Annotated in this window: 16 protein-coding genes; 11 read left to right on the plus strand and 5 right to left on the minus strand. The window is 67.8% G+C overall.

The window, feature by feature from the left end; all coding sequences use genetic code 11:
* Positions 1-48 precede the first annotated feature (48 nt).
* The 4 genes from BMZ38_RS03730 (at position 49) to BMZ38_RS03745 (ending at position 5,428) form a co-directional block, all read left to right on the plus strand.
* Positions 49-2,484 (plus strand): GH92 family glycosyl hydrolase, encoded by a 2,436-nt coding sequence (locus BMZ38_RS03730; protein WP_091334203.1) that lies wholly within the window; start codon positions 49-51, stop codon positions 2,482-2,484.
* Between the two features lie 16 nt (positions 2,485-2,500).
* Positions 2,501-3,928: an alpha-L-fucosidase gene (locus tag BMZ38_RS03735; RefSeq protein WP_245747164.1), complete on the plus strand. Its 1,428-nt coding sequence runs from the start codon at positions 2,501-2,503 to the stop codon at positions 3,926-3,928.
* A gap of 474 nt (positions 3,929-4,402) precedes the next feature.
* A complete protein-coding gene (locus BMZ38_RS03740; protein WP_091334212.1) occupies positions 4,403-4,738 on the plus strand; it encodes a nucleoside triphosphate pyrophosphohydrolase family protein in 336 nt (111 codons plus the stop codon).
* 234 nt (positions 4,739-4,972) lie between these two features.
* Complete coding sequence (locus tag BMZ38_RS03745) at positions 4,973-5,428, plus strand: GNAT family N-acetyltransferase (RefSeq protein ID WP_091334215.1); 456 nt, start codon at positions 4,973-4,975, stop codon at positions 5,426-5,428.
* Between the two features lie 113 nt (positions 5,429-5,541).
* On the opposite strand, the gene bhcC is transcribed toward BMZ38_RS03745, so the two are convergent.
* Together bhcC and BMZ38_RS03755 are read right to left on the minus strand one after the other, a co-directional pair.
* Positions 5,542-6,705: a 3-hydroxy-D-aspartate aldolase BhcC gene (gene bhcC, locus BMZ38_RS03750; RefSeq protein ID WP_175483665.1), complete on the minus strand. Its 1,164-nt coding sequence runs from the start codon at positions 6,703-6,705 to the stop codon at positions 5,542-5,544.
* 50 nt (positions 6,706-6,755) lie between these two features.
* Entirely contained in the window at positions 6,756-7,655 is a 900-nt protein-coding gene (locus BMZ38_RS03755) for a LysR family transcriptional regulator (protein WP_091334217.1), read from the minus strand.
* Positions 7,656-8,015: 360 nt separating this feature from the next.
* Between BMZ38_RS03755 and dgcN the strand changes: the two genes are divergently transcribed.
* From dgcN to BMZ38_RS03780, 5 genes are all read left to right on the plus strand, one after another.
* Complete coding sequence (gene dgcN, locus BMZ38_RS03760; protein ID WP_091334220.1) at positions 8,016-9,056, plus strand: N-acetyltransferase DgcN; 1,041 nt, start codon at positions 8,016-8,018, stop codon at positions 9,054-9,056.
* A gap of 31 nt (positions 9,057-9,087) precedes the next feature.
* On the plus strand, positions 9,088-10,293 hold the full coding sequence (gltS, locus tag BMZ38_RS03765) for a sodium/glutamate symporter (protein ID WP_091334222.1): 1,206 nt from the start codon (positions 9,088-9,090) through the stop codon (positions 10,291-10,293).
* Between the two features lie 439 nt (positions 10,294-10,732).
* The gene (locus BMZ38_RS03770; protein WP_091334226.1) at positions 10,733-13,852 is read left to right on the plus strand and encodes a TonB-dependent receptor; all 3,120 of its coding nucleotides are present in this window, start codon (positions 10,733-10,735) and stop codon (positions 13,850-13,852) included.
* Positions 13,853-13,962: 110 nt separating this feature from the next.
* Positions 13,963-15,555, plus strand: a complete 1,593-nt coding sequence (locus BMZ38_RS03775) for a tetratricopeptide repeat-containing sulfotransferase family protein (protein WP_091334228.1) — start codon at positions 13,963-13,965, stop codon at positions 15,553-15,555.
* Positions 15,556-15,610: 55 nt separating this feature from the next.
* The gene (locus BMZ38_RS03780; RefSeq protein WP_245747165.1) at positions 15,611-17,308 is read left to right on the plus strand and encodes an N-acyl-D-amino-acid deacylase family protein; all 1,698 of its coding nucleotides are present in this window, start codon (positions 15,611-15,613) and stop codon (positions 17,306-17,308) included.
* Positions 17,309-17,699: 391 nt separating this feature from the next.
* Here the strand turns inward: BMZ38_RS03780 and BMZ38_RS03785 are convergent, their stop codons facing one another.
* The 3 genes from BMZ38_RS03785 to BMZ38_RS03795 form a co-directional block, all read right to left on the minus strand.
* Positions 17,700-17,924, minus strand: coding sequence for an Lrp/AsnC ligand binding domain-containing protein (locus BMZ38_RS03785; RefSeq protein WP_091334230.1), 225 nt, complete (start codon positions 17,922-17,924; stop codon positions 17,700-17,702).
* A gap of 171 nt (positions 17,925-18,095) precedes the next feature.
* On the minus strand, positions 18,096-19,097 hold the full coding sequence (locus BMZ38_RS03790; RefSeq protein ID WP_091334232.1) for an aldo/keto reductase: 1,002 nt from the start codon (positions 19,095-19,097) through the stop codon (positions 18,096-18,098).
* The gene (locus tag BMZ38_RS03795; protein ID WP_217638712.1) at positions 19,064-19,999 is read right to left on the minus strand and encodes an EamA family transporter; all 936 of its coding nucleotides are present in this window, start codon (positions 19,997-19,999) and stop codon (positions 19,064-19,066) included. The genes BMZ38_RS03790 and BMZ38_RS03795 overlap by 34 nt, the downstream gene beginning before the upstream one ends.
* Before the next feature lie 93 nt (positions 20,000-20,092).
* Between BMZ38_RS03795 and BMZ38_RS03800 the strand changes: the two genes are divergently transcribed.
* The gene (locus tag BMZ38_RS03800) at positions 20,093-20,560 is read left to right on the plus strand and encodes an Lrp/AsnC family transcriptional regulator (RefSeq protein ID WP_091334234.1); all 468 of its coding nucleotides are present in this window, start codon (positions 20,093-20,095) and stop codon (positions 20,558-20,560) included.
* Positions 20,561-20,679: 119 nt separating this feature from the next.
* On the plus strand, positions 20,680-21,195 hold the full coding sequence (locus BMZ38_RS03805) for a dihydrofolate reductase family protein (RefSeq protein WP_245747166.1): 516 nt from the start codon (positions 20,680-20,682) through the stop codon (positions 21,193-21,195).
* Positions 21,196-21,308 lie beyond the last annotated feature (113 nt).

Consider the following 21,308-nt stretch of genomic DNA (forward strand, 5'->3'; position numbering starts at 1 on the left):
GGCCCCACCTCCCCACACTTGCATGACCGACACACAGGAGAACTCACCATGGTGACGCGCAGACGCTTCCTGCAGGGCATGGGTGCCCTGACCATGCTGGGCAGCGGCACCGGCATGCTGCCGGCGTTCGCGCTCAGCCGCCCCGGCCGCGACCGGCTCGCCTCGCTGCCGCGCGATCGCGTGTCGCGCTACGTCGACGTGTTCGTCGGCACCGGAGGCCACGGCCACACCTTCCCCGGCGCCGCGCTGCCCTACGGCATGGTGCAGCTCAGTCCCGACACCAACGACGCCGGCTGGGACGCCTGTTCGGGCTACCACCAGCGCGACGGGTCGATCATGGGCTTCTCGCACACGCACCTGTCCGGCACCGGTGCCAGCGACATGCTCGACGTGCTGGTGATGCCGGCACAGGGCGCGGTGCTGCTGCAACCGGGCGAGCGCGGCCTGCCCGACAAGAACTACCAGTCGCACTTCGACGAGGCGGCCTTCGCCAGCACCCGGCTGCCGCCGGATGCCGTCGGCAAGCCCGGGCGCGGCTACCGCTCCCGCTACGACGGCGAGCAGGCGCAGCCGGGCTACTACCGGGTCCATCTGACCGATCACGACATTCTCGCCGAGCTGACCGCCACCCTGCGCACCGGCCTGCACCGCTACACGTTCAACAAGACCGGTTCCGGCCACCTGCTGGTCGACCTCGCGCACGGTTTCCACGACGATCCCAAGGTGCCGGCCAAGGTGAGCGATGCGCAGCTCACGCTGATCGGCAGTGACCTGCTGGTCGGCAGCAGGCGCGTGCACCAGTGGGCCAACGGCCGCTACCTCTATTTCGCGATGAAACTGTCGCGTCCGGTCAGCCGCGCGACGCTGTACTCGGAAGACAAGGCACTTCCCGAGGGCACGCGCGAGGCCAAGGGCACGCACCTGAAGGCCGCGCTGCACTTCGACGACGCGGCCAGCGCGCCGCTGCTGGTGAAGGTGGGCATCTCGGCGGTCGACGTCGACGGCGCGCGGCGCAACCTCGACACCGAACTGGCCGACTGGAATTTCGAGCGCGTGCGCGAGGACGCGGCCGACGCCTGGGAGCAGCAGCTCTCGCGTATCCGCATCGAGTCCTCTTCCGAGCCGGTCAAGCGCACCTTCTACAGCGCGCTCTACCACACCATGCTCGCGCCCACGCTGTTCAGCGACGTGGACGGCCGCTACCGCGGCATGGACCTGAAGGTGCACACGCTGCCCAACGGCCAGCACAACTACAGCACCTACTCGCTGTGGGACACCTACCGCGCGCTGCATCCGCTGCTCACGCTGTTCCAGAGCGAGCGCGTGCCCGACCTGGTCAACGGCCTGATCCGCATGGCCGCCGAGAGCCCGGACGGCCCGCCGGTGTGGCCGCTGCAGGGCGTGGAGACCGGCTGCATGATCGGCTACCACTCCGCCGTGGTGATCGCCGAGGCGCAGGCCAAGGGCTTCACCGGCATCGATTACGCCAAGGCCTGGCCGCTCTACCGCAAGCGCGCGATGGACGACGATTACCGCGGCCTGACCTGGTACCGCAAGCTCGGCTACATCCCCAGCGACAAGGACTGGGAGGCGGCCAGCAAGACGCTCGAATACGCCTACGACGACTGGGCGATGGCCAGCCTGGCGCAGGCCATGGGCGCGCACGAGGATGCCAGGCATCTGCGCGAGCGCTCGCGCAACTACCGCAATCTGTTCGACAAGCAGAAGACGTTCATACGCCCGCGCGGCAGCGATGGAAAGTGGCTCGAGCCGTTCGACCCGCGCTCGATGGGCCACTCGGACAAGTGGCGCGACTTCACCGAATCCAATGCGTGGGAAGCGACGTTCCTCAATCAGCACGACCTGTACGGCTACATGCAGCTGTTCGGCGGCGAGCAGGCGTTCGAGCGCAAGCTCGACGCCCTCTTCAGCACCAGCTCCGCGCTGCCGGCCGACGCACCGCCGGACATCGCCGGCATGGTCGGACAGTACGCGCACGGCAACGAGCCCAGCCACCACGTGGCCTACCTCTATGCCTACACCGGCGCGCACCACAAGACACAGGCACGCGTGCGCATGCTGCTGGAGAAGATGTACCGCCCCGAGCCGGATGGCCTGGCCGGCAACGAGGACTGCGGCCAGACCAGCGCGTGGTACGTGCTCGGTGCGCTGGGCCTGTACGCGGTCGACCCGGTCAGCACCCACTACGTGTTCGGCAGTCCGCTGCTCGACCAGGCCGAGGTCGCGCTGGCCGGTGGCAAGACGCTGACGCTGCGCACCCGGGGCAATGGCCCGGACACGCCCTACATCCAGTCGGTGACGTGGAACGGCAAGCCTTGGACCAGGAGCTGGATCAGCCATGCGGAGCTGGCCGCCGGCGGCACGCTGGAGTTCACCATGGGCGCCACGCCGAACACCCGCTTCGGCGCCGCACCGGCCGACCGTCCGCCGTCCTTCGGCGTACCGGCCGGCGCGATGGGGTGACAGTCCGGTCATGCGCATGAAGGCCGCCCCGCTGGTGCTCGCGCTCGTCCTGCTCGGTCGGCCCCTGGCCGTCCGAGCGGACGAGGGCGCCTACGTCCCGGAGACCGATCCGCTGGTATTGAAGAAACTCGCCGCCTGGCAGGACTGGAAGTTCGGCTTCATGGCGCACTGGGGTCCATACAGCCAGTGGGGCGTGGTGGAGTCGTGGTCGATCTGCTCGGAGGACGTGCCCTGGTGCGCGCGCCCGCCGGGTATCAGCTACGTCGACTACAAGAAGAAGTACGAGCAACTGCCCCTTACCTTCAATCCGACGAAATTCGATCCGGATGCCTGGGCGCGCGCCGCCCGGGACGCGGGCATGCGCTACGTGGTGTTCACCACCAAGCACCACGACGGCTTCTCGATGTTCGACACGCGGCAGACCGGCTACCGCATCACCGCGCCCGACGTGCCCTTCCACACCAACCCCCGCGCAAACATCACGAAGGAGGTGTTCGACGCCTTCCGCGCGCAGGGTTTCGGCATCGGCGCCTACTTCTCCAAGGCCGACTGGCACAACAGCGACTACTGGGCGCCCGAATGGGCCACGCCCACGCGCAACAACAACTACGACACGCGCAAGTACCCCAAGCGCTGGCAGCGCTTCGTCGACTTCACCCACAGGCAGATCGGCGAACTGACCTCGCAGTACGGGCGCATCGACATCCTGTGGCTCGACGCCGGCTGGGTGAACCCGCACAGCCACCCGCACGCGCTCGCCTACAGCGACGAGGTGCCCTGGCCGCAGGACATCGACATGCCCGGCCTGGCCGCGCTCGCGCGCAGGAACCAGCCCGGCCTGATCGTCGTCGACCGCGCCGTCGGTGGAAAGTACGAGGACTACCGCACCCCCGAGCAGCAGGTCCCCGACCGCCCGCTGCCCTACCCGTGGGAAACCTGCATGACCATGGGCGACTCCTGGTCGTACAAGCCCAACGACCGCTACAAGTCCGCCCGCGAGCTGGTGCACATCCTGGTCGACGTGGTCGCCAAGGGCGGCAACTTCCTGCTCAACGTCGGCCCCGACGCCACCGGCCAGTTGCCCAAGCCGGCGCTCGAACGCATGCGCGACATCGGCAAGTGGATGAAGGTCAACGGCGGTGCCATCCACGCCAGCCACCCGATTGCCCCTTACGCCGAAGGCAAGCTGCGCTTCACGCAGCTCAAGGACGGCAGCGTCAACGTGATCTATCTCGCTGACGAGGGTGAAGCGCTGCCGGCGACCATCACGCTGAAGGGGCTGCAAATGACGCCGGGATCTGCAGCCCGGCTACTGGGCTCCGACGCCCGGCTCACGACCACGCAGAAGGATGGAACAACCACCATCGCGATCCCACAACGTGCAACGCAGCCGCTCGCCGGCGCCTATGCCTGGACGATCCGCCTGACGTCGGTGCGACGCTGACCTTTCTTGCCCCGGGCCTATGGCCAACCTCACGCACGCTTCGCTTTCCCTGGGACCGAGGGCCTCGAGCCGTGCAATATGCACCGGGAGGCACGCAGTGGCCGTCGGCTGCCCCGGGTGTTGCACTTGGTTTGTTAAACTGCGGGGCCTGACCACTCTTCAATCGGACGCGTGTACCGCGCGCCATTTAGCCGTCCAGCCTCGAGGATAGCCACAGTGTCAGGTTCGCGGAATGCAAAACGCAGCGGCTATCTCTTCGTTGGGGCTGGTTGTATGTTTTTCGTCGCCGCCTGCTTTTCCAAGCAAGCCGCGTTTTGCGGTGTCGGCGCAGCCTTCATTGCGATGGGTGCTTGCTACGTGGCTTGGGCCAAGCGCGCTTAGCGTCATCATGGGCCGTGCACCTCGGCACCGGGTAAGCCCCATGGAAGTGGGCGGCTTTTCGGCCGTCCAACTAGAGCGTCACGGATAACCAACATGGACTTTGCTGATCTCAGAAAATCGGCACTAAGGCTCAATGAGCTTTACGAGCAGCTTGAAACAAAAATGTATGGCCGTGTCTGGACCACGGAAGAGCTGGCGCTCGGCTTCGTGGGCGACGTTGGCGATCTGGCAAAGCTGATTCAGGCGAATGCCGGTGTCCGTAACATAGATGACTGCAAAGCGAAGCTTGGGCATGAGCTGTCGGATTGCCTGTGGTCGATCCTGGTGCTCGCGGACAAGTGCGGCATTGATCTGGAAGCAGAGTACGCCAGGAACACCGGAGAATTGATCGAGTACGTATCCGGCGAGCTCCGCAAGGCAGAAATTTGATATGACGCGGTAAGGTGTAACCCACAAGCCGAAGGGAAGGCCCGCTGGGCTTCCGGGTTTTCCAGTCGCTCGTGCATCTGGTTTCGGTCTCCCCGACTGCGGTCAGCATCCGCTTCACTGCCTTTGCCGTGCAGCTGGCGATCGGCCTGTACTGGGGCGTCAGGCTGCTGGCACTGGCATGAGGCTCCGGGGAGGGCCTCCCTGGCTACCCGATCCTGGCCGCGGGCTCCCGACATGAACATCCAACCGCTCGCTGCGCCGGCACCGGCTTTCCTGGCCCCGCTCGTGGTCGCGAGCGAGGCCGAGGGATTTCGCTTCCTGCGCCGGCTCGTTCGGGAATGGGAGATCGGTGCGGGGCGATTCGCAGGGCCGGGCGAAATCCTGCTGGGTGTTGTCGACGGGCCGGCATGGGTGGCCATCGGCGGTCTCACGGCCGATCCCTACAGCACGGAGGATGGGCTCGGACGGCTCAGGCACGTCTACGTGCGGCCGGACGCGCGGCGATCCGGCGTGGGGCGCATGCTCGTGGAAGCGCTGGAGGCCCGGGCCCGTCCGCAATTTGCGACTCTGGCCTTGCGAACCGACTCGGAGCCGGCGGCACGCTTCTATGAGGCGCTGGGCTATCGACGGCTGCCGCCGGGCGGAACAGCCACCCACCGCCGCGACCTGTCATTCGGCGCGAATCGGTAGTCACCGCGACACGGCAAGGGCATATGTCCATGCCTCGCCGGTCGCTCGTTCGCGAAAGACGGGTCAAGCGCCGGTACTACACGGCGCTCATCCTGCAAACGGGCTCGGGAGCATCAATAGCTCTTGCCACGGGCCGACACCGGCCAGACCACTTCGACCTTGCCGTTGCGCACGCCCACGTACCAGTCGTGGAGGTTGCAGGTCGGGTCGCAATGCCCCGGGACGAGCCTGAGCTTCTCGTTGATCCGCAGCACGCCACGCTTGTCCTCGATCACGCCGTGTTCGTCCGAGGCGCTGACGTACGCCACGTCGTCGCGGGCATGGACATGGGGAAGGCCGCTGTCGAGCGAAAGCACCTTGAGCCCGGCGTCGCAGACCGCCTGTCCGGGTCTCGCGCGGCTCATCACCGAGGTGAGCACGAACAGCGCGTTCTCCCATTCGCCCTGGTCCAGCCGGCGGCCGTGACTGTCCTTGATACGGCCGTAGTCGGCGTCCATGAAGGCGTAGCTGCCGCACTGCAGCTCGTTGTAGACGCCCGAGCCGGATTCGAACGGGTACGAGCCCGTGCCGCCGCCGGAGACGATCCCCGGCGGCAGCCCGACCGCACGCAGGGCCGCGACCACGGCGTTCACCCGGACGATGGCATCGTCGAGCCTGGCCTTGCGGTCCTGGTAGCTGTCCAGGTGTTGCATGGCGCCCTGGTAGGCCTGGATGCCGCTGAATGTCAGGGCGGGTGCCGCGGTGATGGCCTGGGCGATCGCGACCGCTTCGGCGGGCGTGGCGACACCGCAGCGGCCGGCGCCGCAGTCGATCTCGACCAGGCATGCCAGCGTGGTGCCGTTCTTTTGCGCGGCGGCCGAGAGTTCGGCGACGTTCGCCACGTCGTCGATGCAGACGGTGATTCGCGCGCCGTAGCCCGGCAGGCGGGCAAGCCGGTCGATCTTGAGCCGATCGCGTACCTGGTTCGACACGAGGATGTCGCCGATGCCGCCACGGGCGAAGGCTTCGGCCTCGGATACTTTCTGGCAGCAGACCCCGACTGCGCCACCCAGGGCTTCCTGCAGCCTCTGCACGTCGATCGACTTGTGCATCTTGCCGTGGCTGCGATGGCGCATGCCGTGCGCCCTGGCGTACTGGCCCATCTTCCGGATGTTTCGCTCCAGCGCGTCGAGGTCGAGCACCAGGCAGGGTGTCTGGATGTCCGCCTCGTCCATGCCGGGCCGGGCCGGGACGTCGTAACCGACCTCGCGGTCGGCCGAATCGGTGGGTGTATTCAAGGGAACAGCTCCGGATGGGAGGGCGCGGGCCGAGGCTACAAGGGCGGCGCTCAGGGAGCGGAGAGTATCTCCTGCGCCAGCTCGCGCACGTGGTCGAGGAAGCGCATCTGCACGCAGTTCAGCGGGCTGTCCGGCCGGTAGACGGCGTAGAGCACCACGTCCAGCTGCAACTTCAGCGAGCGCTTCTGCACCGGCTCCCGGCTGCATTGCGCCGTGAACGGATCGACCAGCGCCAGCCCGCCGCCGCGCGCGACCAGCGAGCACGCCAGCTGGTAGGTCTGCACCCAGACGTTGGTCCGCGGTGCCGGCTCGACCTTGGACAGGTGGCTCTGCAGCATTGCGCCCAGCGCGTCCTGGACGGTGATGCCGATCATCGGCTGGCCGGCCAGCGCCTTGATCGGCAGTGGCCGTTCGAGGTCGCGTTCGGACCACCAGCCCGGCGGCGCTATCACCTTGATGTTGCCCCGGCACAGCGGCTCCTGCCACAGGCCGTGGTGGCTGATGTCCTGCAGGGTCAGGCCGATGTCGGCCTCGCGCAGCATCAGCGACTCGCACATCACCGCGGAGTGCTGAGTGAACAGCTCGACGGTGGCAGCGGGATACACCTTGCCCAGTTGGGCGATGGCATCGGGTACCAGCGTCTGCGCCAGGGCGGGCGTGCTGGTCACCCGCAGCGGATGGCTTTCCGGGCGGGTGATGTTAACGGCCAGGCGTCGCAGGTCGTACAGGTCGCGCATCAGCCGGTCGATCTGGTGGCGCATCAGCAGCGCCTGCTGGGTCGGCTGCAGCCGTCCCCGGACGCGGCTGAAAAGCGGGAAGCCCAGGTGGCTCTCGGCCTGCTGCAGCGCCTTGCTCGCCGCCGGCTGCGAGATGTTCAACAGGTTCGCCGCCCCGGTCAGGCTGCCCGTGCTCAGCACGGCGTGGAACAGCTCGATGTAACGCAGACGCATATGCCGTTTCCCCAACCGGTCCGGCGCGGCGATGGCGCACATCGAGTGCAGCACAGATCGTTTTCGCAGACAAACCTGCCAGAGGCCATGGATGGCTGGACGCGCGCACGTGAAAACCACAACCGCCGGTTATGCCTCGTGTCCATCTTTTCATTGGCGAGGCGCGCAGGCGGATGACTATGCTCGTCTCCGCGCGAGTGCCTCATCCAGGCGTATCTGGCCGCTCAGGCAAGCTGCAGGCTCGAGGCCGGGCTCCGCTTCCGCGGCTGGCCGGCACGGGCTGCTTCGCACCGAGTGAGAGCTGCATGGAACGGACGCCCGCGACGCACCCGGCGGGCTGCACACAGGGAGAAACGGCCGATGTCCGATCGAGGCGAAACCGCGCACGTGCCGTGGGGGCCGCCGTATCTGCTGTACCTGGGCAGCGCGACTGACGAACTGTCGATCAAGACGGCCCGGGGGTTGGCCTACTGGCGGCCGCAGTGGTGCCTCGGCCAGCATCGCCGACGTGATTGCACGGTCACGCTGGGATTGCCCGACCTGGCGTTGGACCAGGCAAAAGCCCGGGGCGCGAACACCATGGTCATCGGCGCCGCCAACGCAGGCGGGGTCATGGGCGAGGAGATCGTCGCCGATGCGATTGCCGCGCTGGACGCCGGGCTGCACGTGGCGTCCGGCCTGCATCACAAGCTGCGCGATCATCCGGCCATCGTGGCGGCCGCACAACGCAACCAGAGGGCGCTGTTCGATGCGCGCGCTGCCGGGCCGGGCATTCCGGTCGGCAACGGCAGGCCCCGCTCGGGGCGGCGGCTGCTGACGGTGGGCACGGACTGTTCGGTGGGCAAGATGTACACCGCACTGGCACTGGAGCGGTCATTGCGCCGACGCGGCCATCCGGCGGATTTCCGCGCGACGGGTCAGACCGGCATCCTGATCGCCGGCGCCGGCATTCCGGTGGACGCGGTGGTGGCGGACTTCGTCTCTGGCGCCGCCGAGTCGATTTCCCCGGCGCGCCCCGACGGCGGATGGGACCTGATCGAGGGCCAGGGCTCGCTGTTCCACCCATCCTACGCCGGCGTGTCGCTGGGCCTGCTGCACGGTTCCCAGCCCGATGCGCTGGTGCTGTGCCACGAACCGACCCGCCGCCACATGCGCGGGCTGCCGGAGTACCCGGTCCCGGACCTGCGTGCGTGCATGGAGGCCAATCTCGCTGCCGCACGCCTGACCAATCCCGCAGTCAGGCCGATCGGGATCGCACTCAACACGTCCGGGCTGCCAGCCCATGAGGCCGCGGACATCTGCCAGCGGATCGGTGCGCTGTTCGGGCTGCCCTGCGAGGATCCTGTCACCATGGGCGTGGAATCGCTCGTGGACCACCTGATCGCCAGCTTCCCGAACTGACCACCAGGCGCAGCCGACCGGATACTTGCGCGTGCTGACACTCGACCCGATCCAGACCCTGGCCTGCGGCGGCCTGTTCCTGCTCGTCGGCTACGGCATTCGAAGCCGCGTGCCGCTGCTTGCGCGTTTCAGCATTCCCGCGCCGGTCATCGGCGGCCTGCTGGTCGCGCTCTTCATGCTCGCCTGCCGGCAGTGGGCGGTCATCCCGCTACGTTTTGACGTCGCCTTCGAGCAGCCGCTGATGATCGCGTTCTTCACCGGCATCGGGTTCAACGCCAGCACCGCGCTGCTGCGGGTAGGCGGGCGGCAGATCCTGCTGTTCCTCGGGCTGGCCAGCGTGCTGGCGATCACGCAGAACCTGCTGGGCATCGGCATGGCCGAGGCCTTCGGGCTGCCGCCGCTGTTCGGCGTGGTCACCGGATCGGCGACCCTGGCCGGCGGCCCGGCCACCGGGCTGGCGTTCGCGCCGCTGTTCGCCGGTGCCGGCGTGCCGGGCGCGCGCAGCGTGGCGCTGGCCAACGCCATGGCGGGGATCGTGTGCGGTTCCGTCCTCGGCTCGCCATTGGCGGCGCTGCTCATCGAGCGCCTGGGGCTCAAGCCTGCAGCCTCCATCCAATCCGAAGAGGACGAGCAGGCGCCCGCGATGCCAGAGGCGACCGCACACCGCTTCGCCGATCCGGCCTGCGCGGGGCTCAAGAGCCTGGTGTTCATGCTGCTGGCGATGGGTATCGGCGCGTGGATCAGCGAAGGACTTGGCCTGCTCGGGCTGACCTTGCCCGGCTACATCGGCGCGATGCTGGTCGGCGCGCTGATCCGCAACATCGACGACCAGCTGGGCTGGTTCGGACTGTCGGTGCGCAGCATGGAGCTGATCGGCAACACCAGCCTTTCGCTGTTCCTGGTGGTGGCGCTGATGGACCTGCACCTGTGGGACCTGGCCGGGCTGGCGATGCCGCTGCTCGCCAACCTGCTGCTGCAGTCCGTGCTGGTGGTGGCGTTCTGCTGCTGGCCGCTGCTGCAGCTGATGGGGCGTGACTACGACGCCGCGGTGATGGCCAGCGGCTTTACCGGCTTCATGCTCGGGACGACCGCCAACGCCATGGCCTGCATGAGTTCGTTGACCGAGCGCTACGGGCCTGCGCCACGGGCGTTCCTGGTGGCTCCCGTGGTTGGCGCGTTCCTCATCGACTTCACCAATGCCATCGTCATTACGGTGTTCGTGAATGCGTGGAAGTAGGTTTGCCACGCCTCCGTTGAGCGGCGTTGTCGGAATGGTCACCGCTTGACGCTTTTCCCGGAAGGGAGATCGAGCGCATTTCGCGAGTGCCATTGGATATAGACGCCCATAACCCGCAGTTATGGCGCGCCGATGTTTTTTCATTGGCGGCGTTCGCTGGTCGGGGAATACGCTCGAACGCGCACTTGCGGGTCGGGTGGGAATCCGTTCGAAGCGCATCGCCGTCAGGCGCAGGATCCGGCACGGACACTTGCGTCGCGCGACGTGCCGCGCTGCTGCGTATCGTCCATCCATGCCTGCGAATCAGTCGGCGGACCCGCCATGGGTCTGGCACGACCTGACGTCCAGAAGCCGAACGGGTCCGCCCGCGACGTGGTGAAAGGCTTCCGGACTGGAAGGCGCTGTACCGGGCGTTTCAACAAAGCGGAGTGCACATCCCATGAAGAACCCATCCCTGCGCGCGCTGCATCCCCATCGTTTCCTCAGGCGCAAGGCGCTGCCCCTGGCCATCGGCTCGATCGCGCTGGGCCTGAGCGGCGCAGCCTGGGCGCAGGCGATCAACGGCACCATCTACGGCACCGTGCCGGTGGCGCCCAACGAAACGATCCAGATCAACAATGGCGCGGGCTTCAACCGCACCATCCCGGTGACGCCCTCGGGCAAATACTCGATCACCGTCCCGGTGGGCACCTATACGGTCTCGCTGCTGCAGGACGGCAAGGTCGTGCAAAGCCGCAGCGAAGTGAGCCCCGCCGCGGCGGGTGCGGTGGCGGTCGACTTCGCCTCCACCGCGGGCGCCGCCAACGCGGTCACGCTCTCTTCGGTCGACGTCACTGCCAATTCGCTCCCGCCGATCGACGTAACCACCACCAACCAGGTCACCACGATTACTTCCAAGCAGTTGCAGCAACTGCCGCTGGCGCGCACCGCCGAGGACATCGCCATGCTGGCGCCGGGCGTCAACATGGGCTCGCCCGAACTGACCGGCGGCCCGCTCGGCACGCCGATCAACGTGTTCGGCGGCGCCTCGACGGCCGAGAACGCGTACTACGTCGACGGCATGAACGTCACCGAGGCGCTCAACAACCAGGGCGGCATCACCCTGCCCTACGGCGCCATCGAGCAGCAGCAGACCTTCATCAGTGGCTACGGCGCCAAGTACGGCCGCTCCATCGGCGGCGTGATCAACCAGATCGGCAAGAGCGGCACCAACGAGTGGCACTTCGGCGCGCGCGCCCTGTGGCAGCCGGCGAGGCTGCGGGCCGAGCCGATCAACTACTACTTCGCCAACCCGCTGGTGACCGACCAGGGTAACCGGCCCGGCGACATCTCCGTCTACCGCCGCGGCAACAGCTACAGCGAAACCATCTACGACGCCTACGCCAGCGGCCCGATCATCAAGGACAAGCTGTTCTTCTTCCTTGGCGCCGAGCAGGATGACACGCACTACAAGACGACCGACGAGTTCGCCGGCGAAGGCACTACCAGCAGCTCGTACACCGTCCACGACCCGAAGATCTACGCCAAGCTCAACTGGAACATCAACGACAGCAACGTGCTGACGCTGACCGGCCTGAAGAACTCGCACCGCACCTCGGGCTCCTTCTACGACTTCAACTACGACACCCTCGCGCGCGGCGCCTTCGAAGGCCTGCAGCAGACCAACAAGAACTCGTTCAAGGTCTGGGTGGCCAACTACACCTCCTACATCACCGACGACCTGACCCTGAACGCGACGGTCGGCAAGATGCATGGCAACTACTACTCCGAGCAGCCCGCCTACCCCGGTTTCGACCCCGAGCTGCCGCACATTGCCAGTGCCTCCCTGCAGGACCCGGCGTTCGTGCCGCCGGGCGGCATCCGCAATTCGCAAGGCAATTCGACGTTCTCCGATCCGGAACACAGCGAGTCGGTGACCAACTACCGCCTGAGCCTGGACTACCGCCTGGGCGACCATGACCTGCAGGCGGGCATCGACAACATCAACTCGCGCGACATCAAGGACGGCTCGCAGAACACCGGCCCGGGCTACCAGTGGATCTACGGCGAGAGCGAACCGGGCGTACCGGTGTTCGGCGCCGACCCGAACGTGCCGCCGTACGTCGCGCCGTCAACGCGATGCCACGACGGGCACTGCTACTACGTGCAGCAGCACGTGGACCTGAGCGTCGCCTCGGTGCGCGTGACCCAGCGCGCCCAGTACGTCGAGGACAACTGGCAGGTCATGCCGAACCTGCTGCTGAACATCGGCCTGCGCAACGACCAGTTCGTCAACTACGACGCCTCGGGCGAGCCCTACATACGGCTGACCACGCCGCAGTGGGCGCCGCGCCTGGGTTTCAGCTGGGACGTGCACGGCGATTCCAGCCTGAAGGTGTTCGGCAACGCCGGCCGCTACTACCTGGCGCTGCCGGACCAGGTGGCGCTGTCGATCGCCGCACCGGTGGTGAACGCCGGCGTGTACGGCACCTACACCGGCATCGATCCGGCAACGGGCGAGCCGATCGGCTTCACCCCGCTCCCGCAAAGCCCGTCGACCGGGGTATCCATCGACAGCGAATATGGCCAGGCGAAGGACCCGCGGGTGTCGGCCTCGCAGAACATCAAGGCCGAGTTCTCCGACAACTACGTGCTCGGCATGCAGCAGCAGTTCGAGATGCTCGGCACGCAATGGGTGTTCGGCGCCACCGGCACCTACCAGCGGATGAACCGCATCATCGACGACTACGACGCCATCCAGAACGAGTGCACGGCCGGGCGCGCGCAGGGCTACGACTGGATGACGCCGGACACCTGCGACCAGTGGGCGCAGAGCCTGGTGCTGGTCAACCCGGGCATCACCAACCACCTGCTGATGAAGGCGCCCGACGGCTCGCTCGTGCCGGTGACCTTCAGCATGCAGGACCAGGGTTTCACCAAGGGACCGATCCGCCGCTACTACTCGGTCGACCTGTCGCTGGAGCACGCCTGGGACGAGAAGTGGTTCGCCAAGTTCGACTACGTGTTCTCGCGCACCTGGGGCAATACCGAAGGGCCGGTGAGCACGTACTCCCAGCAGGGCGGCTCGTACGAGTCGCTCACCACCGCGTGGGATTTCCCCGAGCGCATGGAATGGTCCAGCGGCGTGCTGCCCAACAGCCGCAAGCACCAGTTCAAGATCTTCGGCGCCTACGCGATCACCCCGGAATGGACGGTCGGCGCCAACCTGTACCTGACTTCGGGCACGCCGCGCCTGTGCCGGGGCGGTTACGGGCCGGACCAGTTGGCCCTGCACGGCTCGCACACCTATTACTGGTGCGCCGGCAAACCGGTGCCGCCCGGTTCGCTGGGGACGACGCCGTGGGTCCACGACCTGGGCCTCAACGTGGATTACCGTCCCACGTGGGCGCAGCACAAGCTCGACTTCAACTTCGCTGTGTTCAACGTGTTCAATCAGCAGACGCCGGTGTTCTACAACGACTTCTTCGGTACCACCGGCAGCCCAAATCCCGACTACGGCCGAGTCCAGGACACCCGTACGCCGCGCAGCGCCCGGCTCTCGGTGGCCTACGATTTCTGAGCAAGACGCCGCAGGTACTCCCCTCGCCGGACACCACGTCCGGCGCTTTTTTTGCGGCCTGCGCACGGCTTGTGTAGCCTGCCTCGTTGACGCCGCATGCCAGTGACGACATGACATTCCAGACAGCCCGACGGCCTCTTTCGCCGATGGCGGCCCGCCTGCTGGCGAGGGCGCGCGAGGAGTGGAAGCGGCGCCAGTTCGACGCCGCCGAACAGACGATCACCAGCGTGCTGGCGCTGGCGCCGGACGATCCGGACGCCTTGCGCATGCTCGGGGTCGCCGCTCAGCGCCGCGGCGACCAGGCCACGGCCGCCGATTGCTTCGAGCGGGTGCTCGCGACGTGGCCGCAGGATGCCGACCTGCGCGTGGGGCTCGGCATTGCCCTGTACGAGCGCGGGCGGATCGACGATGCCCTCGCGCACATGCGGCGCGCCTGCGAACTGGCGCCGGCGTCCGCGTCAGGCTGGTTCAACCTCGGCGAAGCGCTGTGGCGGCAGACCCACGCGCAGGAGGCCGTGGTGGCGTTGCAGCGGGCGATCGCGATCGAGCCCGCGCACATTCCCGCGCGGCTGTCGCTGGCGCGGGCACAGGCGACGCTGGGCCAGGTCGATGCCGCGGTGGCGGGCTATCGCGAGGTACTGCGCCTCGACGTGGGCAACGCGGAAGGCTGGTTCGGACTGGCCAACCTCAATACGGTCCGCTTCGACGCCGATGACGTCACGCGCCTGCGAGCCGCCTTGGCGCGCCCCGGGTTGCCGCCCCGCGACCAGGAACTGCTCGGCTTCGCCCTGGCCAAGGCGCTGGAAGACCAGGGCGACTATGCGCAGGCATTCGATACCTTCGCGCTCGCCAATGCTTCCCGCCGCAAGCGGGTGCGCTGGGACGCCGCCGGCGAGCGCCGGCGCGTGGATGCGATCCTGCGCGTCTTCGCGGACGCCACGCCGCTGCCGCTGGATCCGTCACTCGGCAGCGAGGCGATCTTCATCGTCAGCATTCCGCGTTCCGGATCGACGCTGGTCGAGCAGATCCTCGCCTCGCACCCGCAGGTCGAGGGCGCCAACGAGATCAAGGACCTGCCGCAGGTGATCGACGCGGAAACCCGCCGCCGCGCCTCGGCGTTCCCGCTGTGGGTGCCCGGTGCGACCGCGCAGGACTGGCAGCGCCTGGGCCAGGAATACCTCGCGCGCACCGCGCGCTGGCGCGCCACCAGGCCGCGCTTCACCGACAAGAGCCTGGTGACCTGGTACCTGGTCGGCGCCGCGCTGGCGATGCTGCCGGCCGCGCGCGTGGTCGTCGTGCGGCGCGACCCGGTGGAGACCTGCCTGGCGTGCTACCGGCAGCTGTTCACCGAGCAGACCGGGTTCACCTGCGACCTCGACGAGATGGCCGACTACTGCATCGACTTCATGCGCCTGACGCGCTTCTGGCTGCAGCGCCATCCCGGGCGCGTGCTGGATCTGTCCTACGAATCGCTGGTAGCCGAGCCCGAACCGGTGATCCGCGGACTGCTGGATTTCTGCGACCTGCCGTTCGACCCGGCCTGCCTGGCATTCCACAAGACCTCGCGCACCGTGCTGAGCACGCCCAGCGCGGCGCAGGTGCGCCAGCCGCTGCGCCGCGACACCGCGCGCAGCGCGCGTTATGGCGACAAGCTGGACCGGCTGCGCCAGCGCCTGCGCGATGGCGGCCTGGCGGTCGAGTGAGCGCGGCTATCCGCCTTCGCCACCGGCGAACCGGCGCTTCCGATTGACGACATCCATGCAAGGGCTCTTCATGCATCCGGCCACCCGCCTGTCTTTCGTTGCCGCACTCGGCCTGCTTGGACCCGGTGCCCACGCCGCATCCTCCACGCCGTACGACATCGTCATCCGCCACGGGCAGGTGATCGACGGTACGGGCGCGCCGGGCTACACCGCCGACGTGGCGATCCGCGATGGGCGCATCGCCGCGATCGGCGCGCTGGACGACGCGCACGCGGCGCGAGTCATCGACGCTCACGGCATGGTGGTCACGCCCGGCTTCATCGACATGCTGGACCAGTCCGGCCACGCGCTGCTGCAGGACGGCCACGCCCCGTCGAAGATCTTCCAGGGCGTCACCACGCTGGTCACCGGCGAAGGCGAGTCGGTCGCGCCGCTCAACGACAGGATCCTCGACGAGGAAGGCGCCGGCGCCAGGCCTGCCTGGCGCACGCTCAAGGGGTATTTCCGGCAACTGCAGGGCAAGGGCATCGCGGTGAATTTCGGCACCTACGTCGGCGCCGCAACGGCGCGGGCCATGGTGGTCGGCTACGGCGACCGTCAGCCGACGGCGGACGAACTGAAGCAGATGCAGGCAATCGTCGCCGGCGCGATGCGCGATGGCGCCTTCGGCGTCTCCACCGCCCTGCAGTACCCGCCGGCGACCTACAGCACCACGGCGGAGTTGATCGCACTGGCAAAGACCGCGGCCAGCTACGGCGGCATCTATGCCACCCACATGCGCAGCGAAGGCGACGGCGAGATGGCCGCGCTGGACGAAACGTTCGAGATCGCGCGCGCCTCGCACATCCCCGTGGAGATCTTCCACCTGAAGGTGGCCGGCCACCAGAACTGGGGCAACATGCCCGCGGTGATCGCCAGGATCGAAGCGGCGCGCGCGCAGGGGCTCGACGTCGGCGCAGACACCTATGCCTACACGGCCTGGGGCAACGACCTGGCCTCGTTCATTCCGCCGTGGGCGCACGCGGGCGGCAACGCCAGGCTGCTCGAACGGCTGCAGGATCCGCAGTCGCGTGCGCGGATCGAAAAGGACATGCGCACGCCGTCGGACGCGTGGAGCAACGACTGGCTGGAGGTCCCCGGCCCGCACGCGGTCGAGATCACCTCCGTCGACGATCCCTCGCTCAAGGACCTCGAAGGCCAGCGCCTGGACGACATCGCCAGGCGCTGGCACGAGAAACCGATCGACACGCTGCTCGACATCCTGATCAAGGACCACGCCGCCACCGACGTCGCCGTGTTCGGCATGGCGCAGCCGGACGTCACCCTCGCGCTGAAGCAGCCGTGGATGTCGATCTGCGACGACGCCTCGGCACAGGCACCGACCGGGCCGCTGGGCCAGGGCCATCCGCACCCGCGTGCCTACGCCGCGTTCGCGCGGATCATCACCCGGTACGTGCGCGCGGATCACGCCCTGACCCTGCCCGAGGCGATCCACAAGATGACCGGCCTGCCCGCGCAACGCATGCACCTGGCCCATCGCGGCACCCTCAGGAAGGGCATGTGGGCCGATATCGCCATCTTCGATCCGGCCAGGCTGCGCGCACCGGCGACGTTCGAGGATCCCAAGCAACTGGCGCAAGGCATGTCCTACGTGCTGGTCAACGGCGTGCCGGTGATCGCGCAGGGCAGGATGACGCCGGCGTTGCCCGGCAAGGTGCTGCGCGGACCCGGCTTCAAGGGCGGCGATCGATAGCTGCAACTTGCACCGGCTGACATCAGGCCAGACTGCCGGGTGTCAGCCGTCAGGCAGCGCGCCTGCCGTGTCCCAATTGCCTCGACCCGGGCAGGTGCCGCCAGAGCAGCAGCGATGGTGGAATGCGCGCCTGCGGCCACCGTGCGCGGAGGGCCAGCAGGGCCGCCTCCGCGCTGTCGTGGCGCCCAACCTCGCGCTCGCCAAGGAGCGCCCGCCACCCGCGACCATGCTTGACGATGCGCACGAAACCGCTATTGCTGGGGTGTACGTACTGAGTCACGGCACGGGTCTTCGCGTGGAGTGGGCGAAGTATCGGTTCGCCAGATGACGGTTTCTTTGTCCGCGAAAGACGGATAGATGAATTCCTGCCGGCAGCGGGAACCTTCAAGCTTCAAGGCAGGACGATGGTAGTTCCCGCCTCGACCCGGTCGGGCGCTATCAACGTGCGGAAGTCCACGACCAGCTCGTTTTCCGAAAACAGGCGGCGCACCGGAGCCTCGTAGGCCGGCATGTCCTGCACGACGATGACCAGCACGAAGCTGATGCCGCCAGTGACGTAGAAGCATGGCTGCACTTCCGGTGCCTTGCTGAAAGCGCCTGCGCAGGCTGTGCCCATCGCTGCTGTTCTGCGCGGCGGGGCCACCTTCGCCGGCCTTGGCCAGGCCGGCCGGCGTTTCCGTCGGGTGAGTTGCCTGCGCGCCCACCGCGTCGGCGACGCCGGGCCCAGCCGCGTAGCTGCCGTGGGTTCGAAACGCGCGGCGCCCTTGCCAGCCTCGCGTCGCCCGACTCAGTCGTCCACTCCGGGCACGGCGACGCCTGCCACGGCCTTGGGCTGGTAGGGCGCCTCCAGCGCCAGGCTTTCCGTTGCCGGCAAGCGCAGGTCGAGTGCACCGACGGCTTCTTCCAGGTGGTGCATGCGGGTGGCGCCCACGATCGGCGCGGTCACCGCCGGTTGCTGCAGCAGCCAGGCGAGTGCGACCTGCGCGCGACTGGCACCGAGCCGCGCGGCCACTTCGCCGACGCGGTCGACGACACGCCGGTCGGTCTCGCGGGTGGCGGCATAGAGGCCGTCGCCCCAGGGATCGGAGCCGCCGCGCACGGTGCTGGGCGCCTCCTCCCATGCGCGCGCGAGGCGGCCGCGGGCGAGCGGGCTCCACGGCACGACCCCGATGCCCTGGTCGCGGCACAGCGCGAGCATCTCGCGCTCTTCCTCGCGATAGAGCAGGTTGTAGTGCGGCTGCATCGATACGAAGCGCGTCCAGCCATGCAGCGAGGCGGTGAACAGCGCCTTGGCGAACTGCCAGGCCATCATCGTGGAAGCACCCAGGTAGCGAGCCTTGCCGGACTTGACCACGTCGTGCAGCGCCTCGAGCGTCTCCTCGACCGGCGTGTGCGGGTCCCAGCGATGGATCTGGTACAGATCGACGTAGTCGGTGCCGAGCCGGCGCAGGCTGGCGTCGATCTCGGCCATCACCGCCTTGCGCGAAAGGCCGCGGGCGTTCGCGCCGTCGTGCATGGGATAGAACAGCTTGGTCGCGATCACTACTTCCTCGCGCCGGGCGAAGTCGCGCAGGGCGCGGCCGAGCACCTCCTCGCTCGCGCCCTGCGAATACATGTTGGCGGTATCGAAATAGTTGATGCCCAGTTCGAGCGCACGGCGGATGAACGACCGGCTGTGCGCCTCGTCCAGGTGCCACGGGCGCGCGCCGGGGGTGACCTCGTAGCTCATGCAGCCGAGGCAGATGCGGGAGACCTTCAGGCCGGAGGCTCCGATTCGGTCGTATTCCATGGCGATACCTCGGGTGGGCGATGCGGCGGGGAAACGGGTCGCGGACGGTGCAGCGCGACGGCGGCGGCAACCAGCGCGATGCCTAGCGTCTCGCGTGGTCCGGGGAACTGGCGCAGCACCAGCGCGCCGACCAGGCAGGCGATCGCCGGCAGCAATGACAGCAGCAGGGCGAAGCTGGCCCGTGGCAGGCGTGCCATCGCGAACTGGTCGCAGACATACGGAATCACCGAGGAGCAGATGCCCACGCCGGCACCGGCCGCGAGCAGCCACGGGCTTGCCATCGCCGGCAACGCGGGCACCAAGCCCAGCAAGGCGGCCGGCAGCAACGCCACCAGCATCGCGGCGGCCAGCCGGTCGACCGGTTCGCTGCCCTCGTCCCCCGCGGTGGCCAGCCGGTGGCCCAGCACAATGTAGAGCGTGAACAGCGCCGCATTGGCGAAGGCGAAGGCCAGGCCCAGTGGTGAGCTGCCCAGGTGTGCGCGCGTCAGCAGCGTGACGCCGGCCGCCGCCAGCCCCAAGGCGAGGCGGTTGCGCGCCGAACGCAACCCGGCTGCCGCCAGGGCGATCGGCCCGACGAATTCGATCGCACCGACCGTAGCCAGCGGCAGCCGGTCGATGGCGAGGTAGAAGCAGGCGTTCATGCCGGCGATCACCAGGCCGAACCCGGCGATCGTGCGGCGAGTGCGCGCATCCTGTTGCGGCAGGTGGCGCCACGGACGCCGCCACGCGGCAAGCAGCAGCGCCGAGGTCGCGATGCGCAGCCAGGCCACGCCCAGCGGTGCGACGCGGGCGAACAGCAGCACCGCGAATGCGGGACCGAGGTAGTGGAAGAGTGCGCTGACCACAAACCAGGCCGGCGCGGGAAATGCGTTGGCAAAGTACCTGAGCGGAGTCTTTTTCATGCCTCCACTTTTGCAAACCAAAGGCGCATCATCCATGGCACCTTGAAGGCATTCATTGGCAGGATTTGCCATTTTCCATGCAAGGTGGACGCAATGCCTAAGATTTCAAAACTGCTCGCAGACGCACGCAACGTCGAGCTGCTGGCCGCCCTGCTGGAGGACCCTCGCCAGCCGGTGACGCGCCTGGCCACCACCGTAGGCATGTCGGCGCCGGCGGTGAAGGAACGCCTCAACCGGCTGGAGGACGCCGGCGTGATCCGCGGCTGCCGGCTCGAACTGGACCCCGCGGCACTCGGCTGGCCGATCACCGCCTACGTGCGCGTGCGCCCCGCCCCGGGCCAGCTGTCGAAGATCGCCGACCTCGCCCGCGCCACGCCGCAGGTGGCCGAATGCCACCGCGTCACGGGCGAGGACTGCTTCGTCGTCAAGGTGCACCTGGATGCGCTCGAGCATCTGGACCTGATCCTCGACCAGTTCCTGCAGTACGGCCAGACGACCACCTCGATCGTGCAGTCCACCCCGGTACCGCTGCGCGCGCCACCCCTTCCGGCGGCGAAGTGAGTCAAGCAGCCAGTGGCCGCCCTGTCGAAACGTACGGCTGCCGTTCGTCCTTGCAGTGAAAGACCGAAGAGCCGTTGGCACGCCAGGCTCTACTACCGTTGCGGCGCGAAGGAGCAGTCATGGCTACAGCACAAAGGAAACTGGTTCTGAAGATGTCCGTCTCGCTGGACGGCTTCGTTGCGGGACCGGAGGGCGAGGCTGACTGGATCTTCCGCTCATCGGGCGGCGCCGATTCCACGGGGTGGCTTCTCGATACGTTGCGCGGCGCCGACGTGCACATCATGGGCAGCCGTAGCTATCGCGACATGGCGGCGTTCTGGCCCTTTTCGGAGATGCCGATCGCGGCGCCGATGAACGACATTCCCAAGGTCATTTTCTCAAGGACGGGGCTGGGCTGGGCGCAGGAGAACCCGGTGTCACGCTCGCTCGCCGAGGCCAGGGTCCGCAATGCCGAGCGCCTGGGCGTCGTGCCTACCGCGGCGGTCCTCGAGTCTTGGGCCGAGCCGACGGTGGCACGTGGCGATCTCGCCGAGGAAATCCGGCGGTTGAAGGCACAACCGGGCGGCTACATCCTTGCCCATGGAGGCGCCCGGTTTGCCCGCAGCCTGGTTGCCTCCGGCCTCATCGACGAATAGATTGGCCATCCATCCGGTGGTCCTGGGCCGGGGCGAGCCGTTGTTCTCGGAACTGCACCGCCCCGTGGATCTTCGTCTGGTCAGCATGAGAACCTTCGCTTCTGGCGTCGTGG

This window comes from Frateuria terrea, from assembly GCF_900115705.1.
In the GTDB taxonomy this organism is placed as follows: Bacteria; Pseudomonadota; Gammaproteobacteria; order Xanthomonadales; family Rhodanobacteraceae; genus Frateuria_A; species Frateuria_A terrea.